Source organism: Pontixanthobacter aestiaquae (assembly GCF_009827455.1).
GTDB classification, from domain to species: domain Bacteria; phylum Pseudomonadota; class Alphaproteobacteria; order Sphingomonadales; family Sphingomonadaceae; genus Pontixanthobacter; species Pontixanthobacter aestiaquae.
Genome location: NZ_WTYZ01000001.1, coordinates 153,741 through 166,667, shown reverse-complemented (window position 1 = coordinate 166,667; position 12,927 = coordinate 153,741). Strand labels below are relative to the sequence as shown.

At 57.2% G+C, this 12,927-nt stretch carries 13 protein-coding genes; 4 read left to right on the top strand and 9 right to left on the bottom strand.

The features are described from left to right. Positions 1 to 56 precede the first annotated feature (56 nt). Positions 57 to 464, bottom strand: coding sequence for a baeRF12 domain-containing protein (locus tag GRI35_RS00675; protein WP_160612241.1), 408 nt, complete (start codon positions 462 to 464; stop codon positions 57 to 59). Between the two features lie 99 nt (positions 465 to 563). Between GRI35_RS00675 and mtnP the strand changes: the two genes are divergently transcribed. Further along, positions 564 to 1,430 (top strand): S-methyl-5'-thioadenosine phosphorylase, encoded by an 867-nt coding sequence (gene mtnP / locus GRI35_RS00670; protein ID WP_160612240.1) that lies wholly within the window; start codon positions 564 to 566, stop codon positions 1,428 to 1,430. On the opposite strand, the gene GRI35_RS00665 is transcribed toward mtnP, so the two are convergent. The 3 genes from GRI35_RS00665 to GRI35_RS00655 all read right to left on the bottom strand — a co-directional run bounded on the left by GRI35_RS00665 (position 1,427) and on the right by GRI35_RS00655 (position 4,488). Beyond that, positions 1,427 to 1,948, bottom strand: a complete 522-nt coding sequence (locus tag GRI35_RS00665) for a hypothetical protein (RefSeq protein WP_160612239.1) — start codon at positions 1,946 to 1,948, stop codon at positions 1,427 to 1,429. The genes mtnP and GRI35_RS00665 overlap by 4 nt on opposite strands. A 114-nt stretch (positions 1,949 to 2,062) precedes the next feature. Then, positions 2,063 to 3,070 (bottom strand): radical SAM protein, encoded by a 1,008-nt coding sequence (locus GRI35_RS00660; RefSeq protein WP_202390469.1) that lies wholly within the window; start codon positions 3,068 to 3,070, stop codon positions 2,063 to 2,065. Then, positions 3,067 to 4,488: a dihydrolipoyl dehydrogenase family protein gene (locus tag GRI35_RS00655; RefSeq protein WP_160612238.1), complete on the bottom strand. Its 1,422-nt coding sequence runs from the start codon at positions 4,486 to 4,488 to the stop codon at positions 3,067 to 3,069. Before GRI35_RS00655 ends, GRI35_RS00660 begins: the two co-directional genes overlap by 4 nt. Positions 4,489 to 4,603: 115 nt before the next feature. Here GRI35_RS00655 and GRI35_RS00650 point away from each other — a divergent pair, with 115 nt between their 5' ends. Both GRI35_RS00650 and GRI35_RS00645 read left to right on the top strand, forming a co-directional pair. Beyond that, positions 4,604 to 5,659 carry a methyltransferase domain-containing protein gene (locus tag GRI35_RS00650; RefSeq protein WP_160612237.1) on the top strand — a complete coding sequence of 352 codons (1,056 nt, stop codon included), beginning with the start codon at positions 4,604 to 4,606 and terminating at the stop codon, positions 5,657 to 5,659. Continuing rightward, positions 5,656 to 6,687 (top strand): SDR family oxidoreductase, encoded by a 1,032-nt coding sequence (locus GRI35_RS00645; protein ID WP_235900083.1) that lies wholly within the window; start codon positions 5,656 to 5,658, stop codon positions 6,685 to 6,687. The genes GRI35_RS00650 and GRI35_RS00645 overlap by 4 nt, the downstream gene beginning before the upstream one ends. A 133-nt stretch (positions 6,688 to 6,820) precedes the next feature. Here GRI35_RS00645 and GRI35_RS00640 read toward each other — a convergent pair whose 3' ends face one another. Continuing rightward, positions 6,821 to 7,549, bottom strand: coding sequence for a glycosyltransferase (locus GRI35_RS00640; protein WP_290258983.1), 729 nt, complete (start codon positions 7,547 to 7,549; stop codon positions 6,821 to 6,823). Further along, a complete protein-coding gene (locus GRI35_RS00635; protein ID WP_160612235.1) occupies positions 7,546 to 8,124 on the bottom strand; it encodes a TIGR04282 family arsenosugar biosynthesis glycosyltransferase in 579 nt (192 codons plus the stop codon). The genes GRI35_RS00640 and GRI35_RS00635 overlap by 4 nt, the downstream gene beginning before the upstream one ends. Positions 8,125 to 8,177: 53 nt before the next feature. On the opposite strand from GRI35_RS00635, the gene GRI35_RS00630 reads away from it, so the two are divergent. Beyond that, positions 8,178 to 8,969: a sterol desaturase family protein gene (locus tag GRI35_RS00630; protein ID WP_160612234.1), complete on the top strand. Its 792-nt coding sequence runs from the start codon at positions 8,178 to 8,180 to the stop codon at positions 8,967 to 8,969. Here the strand turns inward: GRI35_RS00630 and GRI35_RS00625 are convergent. The 3 genes from GRI35_RS00625 to GRI35_RS00615 all read right to left on the bottom strand — a co-directional run bounded on the left by GRI35_RS00625 (position 8,966) and on the right by GRI35_RS00615 (position 12,911). Further along, positions 8,966 to 10,825, bottom strand: a complete 1,860-nt coding sequence (locus tag GRI35_RS00625; RefSeq protein ID WP_160612233.1) for a DUF885 domain-containing protein — start codon at positions 10,823 to 10,825, stop codon at positions 8,966 to 8,968. The two genes, GRI35_RS00630 and GRI35_RS00625, sit on opposite strands and share 4 nt — an antisense overlap. A 73-nt stretch (positions 10,826 to 10,898) precedes the next feature. Next, positions 10,899 to 11,672, bottom strand: coding sequence for an aspartyl/asparaginyl beta-hydroxylase domain-containing protein (locus tag GRI35_RS00620; RefSeq protein WP_160612232.1), 774 nt, complete (start codon positions 11,670 to 11,672; stop codon positions 10,899 to 10,901). Positions 11,673 to 11,768: 96 nt separating this feature from the next. Then, entirely contained in the window at positions 11,769 to 12,911 is a 1,143-nt protein-coding gene (locus GRI35_RS00615; RefSeq protein ID WP_160612231.1) for a hypothetical protein, read from the bottom strand. Positions 12,912 to 12,927: the final 16 nt, after the last annotated feature.

Sequence of the window (12,927 nt, the reverse complement as noted above, 5' to 3'; positions counted from 1 at the left end):
CGCAGGCGCAAGCAATATAGCGACGAAAAGTGTCGCTCGGGCGACAAAACCTTGCGTCAGGCTTGGCTAATCGCTTTCTCGATGCGTTCGGTTGTTTCACCGGTGAGTGTTTTTGCGATTTCACCAACCAGTCGTTTCTCCAGTTCGGTATGGTAATGACGCCGCATTTCACCCAGAGTCTTTGGATCCGCAATCACCACCAGATCGTCCATTTCTCCGGCAACCGCCTTCGCGTTGAGCCATTCGGCGGCCGCAGTCGCATGGGCAAGCTCGTCAAGATCGGTTGCGCCCTTGCGCTGCCCGATATCGTCCTGATGTTTCACGCCTGCGCTGAAATTGGTGGCCGTCAGTTTGGGCTTGTCCACCTGGCTGAGCTTTGGCTCGAATAGCTGCCCGTCATTACGCATAAGGACGAAATTCTCTCCGTCGACAATCGCGACGTGAGCTTTGTGCGGCAATTTCATATGTCTCTCCTGTTTCTTCCTCTCTCAACGGTCGACTGCCGAAATCGTTGCCACATCAAACCGATTTTCACGCCGCGTGCTTACTGTTAGAGCCGCGCAATGAGTGACACATGGACAATCGGAATTATCGGCGGCTCGGGCCTCTACCAAATCGATGCGTTGGAAGATGCGCAGTGGATTCGCGTGAACTCACCCTTTGGTGAGGTGTCCGACGAAATTCTGTGCGGCCGGATCGGCGATGTGCAGGTTCGGTTCCTGCCCCGCCATGGCCGGGGACACAATATTCCGCCCAGCGAAGTTAATGCGCGCGCCAATGTGGATGCGCTGAAACGGGCCGGATGTACTGACCTTTTGGCAATCTCCTCGGTAGGGAGTCTGCAGGAAGAACTCCCGCCGGGACAATTCGTGGTGGTCGATCAATTTATCGACCGGACCAAAACGCGCGCCTCCAGTTTCTTCGGAACCGGAATGGTGGCGCATGTCAGCATGGCAGAGCCGGTGTGCGAGCGACTGTCCCGAATGGCTGCGAAGGCAGTTAAAAAGGCGGGCGGGAATATCAGCGCAGATGCGACCTATCTCGCGATGGAAGGCCCGCAATTCTCCACGCGCGCGGAAAGCCATCTCTATCGCCAATGGGGGGCGGACGTGATCGGCATGACCGCTATGCCGGAGGCAAAATTGGCGCGCGAGGCGGAGCTACCCTATGCGTTGGTCGGTATGGTCACTGATTATGATTGCTGGCGCGAAGATGCCGCTTTTGTCGAGGTCAGCGAAGTCATCGCGCAGATGAATGCCAATGGTGATATTGCCCGCAAAACGGTTGAGCAATTCATTGCGGCACTGCCAAAAGAACGCGCAGCCTCGCCGTTGGACACGGTGCTCGACTTTGCAATGATCACCGCTCCCGATGCGCGTGATCCGGCAATGCTCGCGAAGTTGGACGCAGTCGCCGGGCGCGTTCTCTAGTCCGAGAAACGCAGATCGCTGAATTCAAATTGGCCGGTAGAACAATACGTCATTTCCTCACCGCCGGATAAGGTGGTGAACGCAGCGCGCCACGACTGATTGTTAAGAAACAGGTTTGCGACGCCTTCGCCGTCGATGAATAAGCGAAAGGAGATTGGGGCTGCAATCGCCATCTTGCCGAGATTGAAATCCTCACGAATGCCTTCGACATTTGTGTTGAACATGATGTCGAATTCTGTCGCATCGGCTGTTGCAGCAATTAGCCGGAACGTGGCAAAACTGCTGCCATCACGAGCAGCAATACTGGCCCCGACAGCCGGTGTCAGATTGCCGCGCCGGAACTGTTTGGCAGTTATTGTGCCGCTAACGGCTGGCGTCGCCTGAGCCAGATTTTGCACAGAAGAGGATGCATCGGTGCGCGCATCGCAATCAAAAGTAAGCGGTGCAGCCTGAACGGAATTCGCAGTCGTCAAAGCGGCAACTGCAATCAGTGCCTTTGCCGGAGTGGTGATGTGCATTGTGATTACCTTCTTAACCTGCGTTAGCTGCACGTTGGCAAAATGCTGCGAACAATCAAGTGAAGAAGGCGTGGTGCGCCAGAACCGTACGCTTCCTTACATTGCGTGCTGCCTCTAAGCCGAACAGCTGGCGCCGCCCAAAACGCAGAAACGTGCGCAATGCGGATGGTTGAGTGAAACGTCTTGTGACGCTTCCTCCAGAGTTGACCCCATATCGAATCCGCCATCATACGGGATCAGCGTACATGCCGCGACGCGGGGTTCTGCTTCGCCTTTGCGGTGGACGACCATGCGGCTGGTGGCACACATGATGTCAGCAGGGTTCTGGTTCAGGATGCCCCAGCATTCAGTGGTAATCTCCGCGATGTCCTTCGCTTCATCCATTTCAGGGAAGAGCACGAGCCGCATCGGATCGCTTGCATCAATCCCGATGCCGAGTTCCGCAAACAACGTCGCATAGCCGTCTCGCGCTTGATCCATCGTTTCGTTCGGCAGCATCCGGCCCGCGACTGCGATGGAGAAACCATTGTTTGAAAGCCATTTCAAACCTTCGGTTCCGGGCTCCCAACTCCGCGCACCACGCTCCGCCTCATGCGCAGCTTTGGTATAGTGATCGAGGCTAACGCGAATGGTCAGCTTGTCACCAAACCGTTCGCGCAGGTCGAGCAGCGCCGCTTCACGCCGCCGCATCGGCTTCATCGCGTTGGATAGGACCAAAGCCTCGAACCCGCGTTCCAGCGTGTCGGTTAGAATCGCGACGAATTCGGGATTCATAAATGGCTCGCCGCCGGTATAGCCAATTTCTTTGGTAGCGATGGCTTTCTCGGCGATTTCATCGAGATAGCGCGTCACGTGATCGCGGCTGATATAGACCAGCGCATCATTGGTCGGGCTGCTTTCGATATAGCAATTGATGCAGGCGAGATTGCACAGCGTACCGGTATTGAACCACAGCGTTTCGAGCGCAGTCAGCGGCACCGAAGCGCGGCGTTCGCCCTTAGCGGTCCAAACCGGATCGGAAAATTTTTCTTCCGGCAGCGCATCTGCTTCCACCCGAAACGGCGAGGCTGCAGTAGGGGCATTGCGGGAAGTGTTGCGGCTGCTCGTCGCGGTGGTGGTCAATTGAACGTCCTGCGCATCTTTGCCACGAACGCCGCATATTTCTTGGGAAGCGCTCCAAAAACCGTTGGCTCCCACGCGGAGAAAGCCGCAGCTTTCAGGATTTCGCTGCGTGTTGGGTAGGAAATCACCGCCGAACCGAGAGCAAACGTGTTGCTCTTGCCAGTGATGGATTGGGTAAAGGGCAGCAGCAACTCGCCGGCATTCTTGCCGCAAATGCTCGCGCCCAAGACTTTCTTCCCTTTCAGAATGACTTTGAGGTGGCCTTTGGTCGAATCCTCGGCAATCGCGCGTTCATTGTGGTCGAAGCCCTCTTTGATCACGGTAATTTTGTCATTGCCGAATTTCTCGCGCGCTTCCTCGTCGGTCATGCCGATCTGCGCGACTTCCGGCTCAGTGTAGGTGCACCAGGGCAGGGCTTTCCAGTCGACTTTGGTCGGTAGGCCGGTAGTGATTTCAAGCGCGACGTTGGAGCCTTCATAGCCCGAGACATGCGTCAGGCGCGGGCCTTCGCGGCAATCGCCGATAGCGTAGATGTTCTTGACCGATGTACGGCGGCGCGCATCGACTTTAATGCCATTGCGGCCAAGTTCGATCCCAAGCTCTTCCAAGCCATAACCCGAAACGCGTGCCGAACGGCCCACTGCGATCAGCAAATGCGATCCGGTGACGGTGTCGCCGCCATCGGTGTGTACGGTGATCTTGCCTTTGGACACTTCAACCTTCTGGCCTTTGCCCGCAATGAAGCGGACGCCTTCGTCCTTCATTACATCGACGACGACTTGCACGGATTCGCGATCATCGCGGCCCATGGGGCTGCCTGGCTCGATCACGGTCACTTCACTGCCCAAGCGGCGGAAGCTTTGTGCCATTTCCATTCCGATCACACCGCCGCCGATGATGACCAGGTGGTCCGGTTGTTCGGTCAGATCGAACAGGTTTTCGTTGGTGAGATAGGGGACGCTGTCCAAGCCTTCGATGGGCGGGACAAATGGTTCGGATCCGGTGGCGATCACAATGCGCGGGGCGCTCAAAGTGCGGCCGCCGACTTCAACCGTGTGTTTGCCGGTGACCTTCGCGTAATCCATGATCACTTCGCAGCCCATTTCTTCGAAAGTCTCTTTCGAATCGTGGGGCTCGATATGCGCGATCGCATCGTGGATGTGCTTATGAACGCCAGCCCATTCGACTTTCGGTGCGGCAAGCTGAACCCCGTAACGCTTTTCCTCGCGCGCCTCCTGAGCCCGTTTTGCCGCAGTGATGATCGCTTTGGAGGGGACGCAACCATTATTGAGGCATTCGCCGCCCATTTTATTGCCTTCGATCAGCGCGACTTGGAGGCCGAACAAAGCACAGCCTCCGGCCGCCGTCAGGCCTGCTGCGCCGCCGCCGATTACGATGGCATCATGTGTGAATTTCATGGGGTCCCCCGGTTTTTTCCAACTGTAACGAATTGATGCTGCAAGGCGAACCTATTTGTGCCACGCAACACGCGACGCTTGGTCGGTCATTCGGCCAGAGGGGACTGGAAGTTACATGAATATCGAAAACAGCCGTGACTATTACGGCAAGGTTTTGGGCGGATCGGGTGATCTGAAAACCGATGCTTGCTGCACAAGTGAAGCACCGCCGCCCGCCATACTGGACGCGCTGCGTAATGTGCATGAGGAAGTCCGCGCCCGCTATTATGGCTGCGGTTTGGTGTCCCCCCAAGCTATCGACGGCGCACATATTCTCGATCTTGGTTCGGGCAGCGGGCAGGACGCTTATATTCTCGCGCAGATTGTGGGCGAGCACGGCACGGTCACTGGTGTCGACACGACCCCCGAACAGCTTGCCGTCGCTAACGAGCATCGCGAATGGCACCGCGAAAAGTTTGGATATGCCAAATCCAACGTGATGTTTGTAGAAGGCGATATTGAGAAGCTGGGCGCGCTCGATTTGCCCGAAAACCACTATGACGTGATTGTCTCCAACTGCGTCATCAATCTGGTCGCGGACAAGCAGGCAGTGTTCTCGAGCGCCTACCGCCTGCTCAAACCGGGCGGGGAGTTATACTTCTCCGACGTCTATTCAGACCGGCGTGTTCCGGTACCGCTGCAAAGCGATCCGGTTCTGCACGGCGAATGCCTGTCGGGCGCGCTTTATTGGGGTGACTTTATCGACCATGCTAAGAAAGCCGGCTTCCTTGATCCGCGTCTGGTCTCAAGCCGCCCGCTTGGCATCGGCGATCCGGAAGTGGCAGCGAAGCTCGACGGGATCAACTTCTTCTCCGCGACATTCCGATTGTTCAAACTGCCCGGACTTGAGATGCAGTGCGAAGATTACGGGCAGGCCGTCCGCTACAAGGGAACAGTGCGCGGGCAGGAGCGGGTGTTCGAACTCGACGACCATCATCATATCGAAGCAGGCCGGATGTTCCTGATCTGCGGGAATAGCTGGAAAATGCTCGCCGACACACGCTTTGCCGAGCATTTCGATTTCTTCGGTGATTTCAGCACACATTACGGCGTGTTTCCTGATTGCGGGGTCGCGATTCCGTTCGCTGACAATGTTTCCAGTACTCCCGAAGCCCCGGCAGCCTGCTGTTGAGAATATTTCTGACTGGTGCGGCCGGCCTGATCGGCGGCGAAGTGGCTGCGCGCCTGCTTACGGCGGGTCACAGCGTAACCGCGCTCGTCCATAACAACCGCAACATACGCGCAAATGACAATAGCGAAGTACATCCTACCGAAGTCGTTTCGGGCGATGTCTCGCAGCCATTATTCGGCTGGAAGAAGTCAGAGTGGGACCGCCTGACAGCCAGTCACGACCTGCTAATCCATTGCGCTGCAACGGTCCGTTTTGACCTTGACGACGAGACCTATCGCACGGTCAACACCGGCGGCGCGGCCAATGCAGTCGAATTTGCCCGCTCGGGTGATATGCCGATCCTGCATGTCAGCACCGCCTATGTGTGCGGCACGCGCAATGGCCCAATTCTGGAAAGCGACCCCGTGCCAAGCCAGGGCTTTGCCAATGGCTATGAAGCGAGCAAGGCCTCGGCAGAGAAGCTAGTGCGAGCGAGCGGAGTTCCCTTTGCCATCGCCCGGCCCAGCATTGTCGTTGGCGAGAGCGATAGCGGGATGATCCGGCAATTCGACACGACTTACGCCGCGTTCAAGCTGATCGCCGAGGGGCGCGTACGCCATATGCCTGCGCGCAGTGATGCGACGCTTGATTTTGTGCCGCTCGATCATGTGGCGGCTGGAATTGTGGCGTTGGCGCAGAATATGCGGCGCGCTCAGGGCGGGGCATATCATCTGGTTTCGGGGCGCCCGATTCCGGTCGGATTTTTCACTGACGCGATTGCCAGCTTCCCGCAATTCCACCGGCCTAGTCTGGTCGAGCCCGATGGTTTCGATCCTTCGGAATTACCCGCACTCGAGCGCCGCCTCTACAAGCGGGTGGCGGGGCTTTATGCCAGCTATTTCCAGCGCAATCCTGAATTCGATGATCGCACCGCACAGGAAATGACCGGATTGGTCTGTTCGCCAACGGGGGCGGAATTCCTGCATCGGCTGATTTCGTATTGTATTAAGGTTGGGTTTTTGAGCGGCGAACAGGTTCCCCAAGAGTAGAATGCCCCTCCATGCGAGAGGGGCGGGGGGTGGGTGTTCGACTGATTGCTGGCGGCGTGCACCCCCACCGGGCGTCCCTTTCGAAGGGGAGGAGAAATCGTCCCGCTCCGCTCGCAATGACGAACAGAAGTAATCACCGCACGTCCGGATAATCCTTTGCCATCCGGCCGCGCGCGCCCACCGCCCACAAAATGCCGACTTTGAAGTAGATCCAGTTTGCCTTCAGCGGCCCCCAGGCGGCGATCCGCCGGTCGGATGTTTCGATCCAGCGCCGGACCAGCTTGATTTTGCCAAGCCGTGCGAATTTCACGCATAGATCAGCCTCCTCCATCACCGCATCGCTGGGTGTGCAGCCGCCTATTTCTAGAAACTGCGCGCGGCGAAAGAACATCGCATGGTCGCCGAACAATAGCCGGACGCCGCGCACAAACAGATGCGGGCGCGTGATCATCGGCGCATACCAAGTCTTGATCCAGTTGTGGAACGTAGTGAACCAGCGGGTCTTATCCGGCCCTTTGATCAGAGGGGTAAAGCTGGCCAGCGCGATCTTCGGATCGGCGAGAGTATCGGCGATTACCGACACCATATCGGCGGGCGGGATTGTGTCTGCATGGAGCACACACACAAGTTCTGCCGCGATAGCTTCGACGCCTGCGTTGATCTGGATTGCGCGGCCTGCTTCGGTTTCGAGTAGGCGATAGCCAGCCTGCCGGATCAATTCCCGCGTATGGTCGCTGCTTCCGCCATCCGCAAACAGGATATCGGCAGGCTGTGGATCAAGCTTCGTCAATATATCCAACAATCCGGGCAGGGCGCGCTCTTCGTTGAGCACGGGCAGTACGATGCCGACAGGGGCGCTCACGGCAAGAATTCCGGCCATTGCTCAAGATCGGCAGCGGTATCGACATCGCCAAGTTCAGGCAGAACAGCTGGGCGAATGCCGCGCGCAACGAACCGCTTCAGAGTTTCGGCAAAAACGGTTTCGGTGCTCCATTCCATGTCGGTGAAAGCGAAATCCGCTGGCTTGTTATAACCAAGCAAATAATACCCGCCATCGCTGGCTGGGCCGATCACCATCGGATCGGTCACCAGCGTATCGCGGGCGGCGCGGAGTATCTCCGGCGTCAAACCCGGGCAATCGCTGCCAATCACAATCGCAGGTGCCGGGACGCGGGAGAGTTTGGCAGTCAGGTCTCCATCGCCTTGCTCGACCACCTGCATATCCTCGCCGAGGCCTGCGTGGAACTGCTCAACCGGCGCGCCGGTCACACGCAGTTCGAATGGGATACCGCTTGCCCGCGCCACTTCGACTGTATGCGCAAGCAGCTTGGTATAAATCGCCGCCGCGCCTTCCGGTCCGAACCCAGGAATCAACCGGGTCTTGGCTTCACCCGGAGTAGGCCAGCGGCAGAATATCGAAATCAGCGGAGCGGTCATGCACCGTTCTGTAACCGCTCGACTGCGGCAGCGCTATGGGGCATTGAGGCAGCATGAAGCTCGGCAAGATCGCAATGATGGCAGCGGCTGGCGCGGTGGTTGGCGGCATATTACTGATGGAGCGTAAGAAACCGCTGCGTGAAGCTAAGACGCCCACAATACCGCGCAATATCAGCAATGCTGTCTTGGGTGCTGGATGCGCCGTGATTGTTGCTGCGGTGGAAGAGCCGTTGACGCAGGCGATTGCTGTGAAGAATTTGGAGAAGGGGCGGGGACTGGCGCAAAGATTGCCGCGTCCCCTGCGCCTAATCGGCGGTATTGCTGCGATGGATTACGGTTTTTACTGTTGGCATGTCGCCACGCATAGGGTCCCGTTCCTGTGGCGTTTCCACCGTGTGCACCACATCGATCCGGATATGGATGCGAGCACGGCGGTGCGGTTCCACCCTCTCGATATGTTTGTCTCGTTGCCGTGGCGGCTTGTGCAGGTGCGGTTATCGGGTGCGAGCCCGAAATCTTTGCGCTGGTGGCGCAATTTCTTCAATTTCTCGATCCTGTTTCACCATTCGAATATGCGGTTGCCGGGCCTCACCGATAATTTGCTCGCGCGCGCCTTCACCACGCCGAAGATGCACGGCATCCATCATTCGAGCATCAAGTCGGAGCGCGACAGCAACTACACCAGCGGTCTTAGCTTCTGGGACCGATTGCACGGCACGTTCCGCGACGATATTCCGCAGGACGAGATCGATATCGGCGTCTACGATCGCTTGGCGAGCGAAGATTTGCCGCTAGACCGCACGCTTGGCGCACCGTTCCGAGACACCCCTAATCAGCAGGTCTAATTGTTCGCTTTCTGGCTCGCGATCCACTGATCCACCCGCGTTTCAAGCAGGTTCAACGGCACCGAACCGCCGCCCAGAACGGTGTCGTGGAACCCGCGAATATCGAAATCGTCGCCAAGCTCTTCTTTCGCTTTGGCGCGGAGCTCAAGAATCCGGATCATACCGATTTTGTAGGAAGTCGCTTGACCGGGCCAGACAATATAGCGCTGCACTTCGTTCCGCACCGTTGTTTCCGGCATCGGTGAATTGGCCATGAAATAATCGACCGCCTGTTGCTCGCTCCAGCCTTTGGCATGGATACCGCTATCGACGACCAAGCGGATTGCGCGCCACATTTCCGTCGTCAGGCGGCCAAAGTCGGAATAGGGGTCTTTGTACGCGCCCATCTCTTTCGCCAGCAATTCGGAATACAGCGCCCAGCCTTCGCCATAGGCCGACAAATAATAGCCTTGCGACCGGAATTTCGGGATGCCGGTTAGTTCCTGCGCGATCGATAATTGCATATGATGGCCGGGGTTGCCCTCGTGATAGGCAATCACTTCCAGCGGCGGAATGGGCATCGCGCGCATATCGGATAGATGCGCGTAATAGATTCCCGGCCGTGACCCATCGGGCGTGCCTGGGCGGTAATGCTGCGCTGCACCGTCCTGTTCGCGAAACGGTTCGACCCGGCGGACTTCCAGCGGTGCTTTAGGCAATATGCCGAAATACTCAGGCAGTTTGGTATCGATAAATGCCAGATGCTTCTTTGCGGCATCGATATAATCCTGCGCGCCTTTATCATCATCGGAGAAATAGAACTGATCATCCTCGCGCATGAATGTGAAGAAGGCTGGCAGATCGCCGTCAAATCCAACCTTGTCCTTGATCGCTTCCATTTCGGTCCGAATGCGCGCGACTTCCGACAAGCCGATTTCGTGCACTTCGTCCGCAGTCAGATCGGTGGTGGTCATCATGCGGAGCTGATGATTGTAGTATTCCTCACCGTTGGTAAGCGCACTCGCTCCGCGTGCTTCGGCATCGGCATTGGCGCGGTCCTTTATAAACCACTCGATAATGCGGGCGTATGCGGGTGCCAGCTGCTCGGTCAGCGCGGTACGGGCTTCTGCGCGCAATTCCTCGCCGCGCTCCGCAGTGACCGTGCCATCATCGACCAACTTGGCAATATGGTCCTCGCTTGCAGTCCATAGGGCGGAGGGCTCACCGCTTTTGTCAAACGGTTCGCCGGTGGTGATATTCTGCGATTCCTCAATCACTGCGTCATAGGCGAATTGCGGGGGCCGGGTCCCTGCCTCGGCATTGGCCTGGGCCCGGGTAAGCAATTGATCCATCGCCGTCCCGATCCCGCCCAGCCGAGCAATGAAAGCGGTCATATCGCTTTCGCTTTCGACCTTGTGCTGGCTGATCAGGAAGCTGGGCAACGCCGATTGCGTTCCGTTCATCTGGTGGAGAATATAAGTCTGATTGCGAAACTTGGCTGCCGCTTCGGCCTGTTCCTTGCGGAATTGCCACATGTCCCAGGACAGTTTGGCATCGTCCGACAATTCGTCATAGTCGAAATTGGCTTCCATCTCGGCGGCGGTATTCTGCCACCATTCCAGCTGTTTTTGCTCAGCCTCGGCGCTCAAATCGTCGATCTTGTCGTAATCGGACTTCATTCCGAGCGATGTCTGCAACATCGGACTGAACGCAACCAGCTCGTCAAATTTGGCATCGAACCACGTGTTGATGCATTCAGTCTGTGTGGTCGTGCATTCGATTTTGGCAACCACCGGCTCGGATAACCCGCCGCAATTCGCAACTGCGGCCGAAGCGAGCAACACAGCGATCAATTTTGTCTTGGGCAGTCGGGTCATGGCAGGCGGTCCTCTTCGAAAATCTGTCGTTGCAGTGTTACATGCGGCAGGATCAGCGGAAAGGGAAGTGCGCCTAACGTTTGCTCGCGCCGATCGCCGCTTTCACGTCGTTCACGAAGCTGGAATTTCGCACGCCGTGATAGATGCCGCGCGTCACCATCCTGCCCAGCCAGCGCATTTGCCGCTGGACCTGTAAAAGCAACATGACGCGCGGCTGGTCGGACTCGTTCCAGACTTCATGCGGATAGGTCTCGTCAAACACCAGCCATTCGCCATAGCGCCATTGGTATATTTCGCCATTCACAGCAATTTCGCAGCGCTTCCCGTCGTCCGGCAGCATCAGCGGCAGATGGCAATTGAGCCACGATTTCGTCAACCCGCGATGCAAGGGGACATGGGTGCCAGGCTCCATGATCGACAGAAACGCCACCACTACACCGGGTATGGAATCGATGGCTTGGGTGAGTTTGGGGCAGCGCGCCTGATTGGCCTTTGCTTCATACCCGTAACCACGGAAGAAAAAGCTCTTCCATGCAGGTGTCGAGGCAATCCGGCGGTGGTCCGGAGATATCTCACCGAGTGGTGGAATGCCCTCCCGCTCGCGCATCAACGGCTCGATTTCGTCGCGAAATTCCGGCCATTGCGGGGCCACTTCGTCAAGTCCGGGGACCAGCGCTGAATCGATCACCGGTGCATCGCCGACGAGGGATTGCTTCGCCAAAAAACCGTTTACCGGATCGCGAAGCTTTTTGCCGACGCGTATAAGAGTGTTTTGCTTAGGCTGTGTGTAGCGCTCCGCCGGGCGCGGATCGTGGGCGTCTCCGTCTTGGCGAGGCACCTGCTGCATGACGCATAAATAGCACGATGAAGGCACTGCAACTTGTATAAATTCGACCAACAGCCTTCGATGGTCGGCTAACTAAACGACACCGCCGCTGTGTTCCTAATTAACCTCGTTCGGCTTCAATGGCTTATACAAAATCTCTGGAGGAGGGACAAATTTGCTTTTCGCCCATTTGGTCAGGCGTGGCTTGTCGAACTCGCCGTCTTTGTGGCGCACAAACGCCTCATATGCCGCAGCGCGGGCGCTGTCGCCATGCGGCGCAGTTGCCGTGTCGAGCGCTTTCACAAATGCGTGCAGTTTCTGAATTCGCTCGCGGATTTCTTCCGTACGTGCCTCCCCGCTCTGTTCAAGATCGACCCAGATCTCGCCAATTCGCCGGCCAACCACCAGTGTGCGAAAAGCGTTAAGCTCGTCTCGCCCTTCCCAAAAAGCCGCTTCCGTTGGGTCCGGCAGCCCGCCTAAGTCCTGCATCTCACGCGCTATCGCTTTGAGCGTCGATTGTGCGAGAGACTCGGTTGTAGGTGCGGTCTCGCCAGCAAGATAGTTTCCGATCACAGCAACACTTGTGTTGAGCAGCGCCGTTTTTTCTTCCGGTGTTTTCGTAGATTTGGTGCGGTCCTTGATATGGCTGCCATACCACACAATCGGCGCGCGGCGACTGGCCGGGACGTTATTACAGGCGGTGGCCAGCGCTTTGAGAAAGCCGGATTGGTGACCGCCGCCGCGCTCTGTGTAATTCTCCGCAAGCCTTATCGCGATAGTAGTTTCGGATGGCGGGCAATTTTGCGGAGCAGCAGAAGGTTGGCTGAAGAACGTACTGGTTGACCCGTTATGTGCCTCGGAAAAGGATAGGAACTTTGTCATCGTCGCCTGTGCGAGTTCGGATAACACGGCTTGCCGCTCGACCTGGTCGTCCAATGTGCCGATACGCAAAACTTCGTTCCAAATCAGATGCAGGGTTTCCAGCAGCTCGGCATCGGTCAACTGAGCCGCGTTAGTCCGGTGGAAAAGCGCAACGCCGAAGCCCAAAGCTATATCGGGATTTTCCATGCACTGGTCCCGGACATTTGCGATGGCACCAAGTTGTTCATCGTTCCAATTTCGAGAGAGCGAATCGGCGGTTGCTGTGATGCGGTTGACCATGGCGTCATCGCAAGTCACCTGTTCGGCAGGCTCCTGCGCATGGGCCGACAGTGGAAACACTGCGCCCAATGCAGCCAGACATATCCAAACGCTTTTCATTGACAAACCCCCTAGC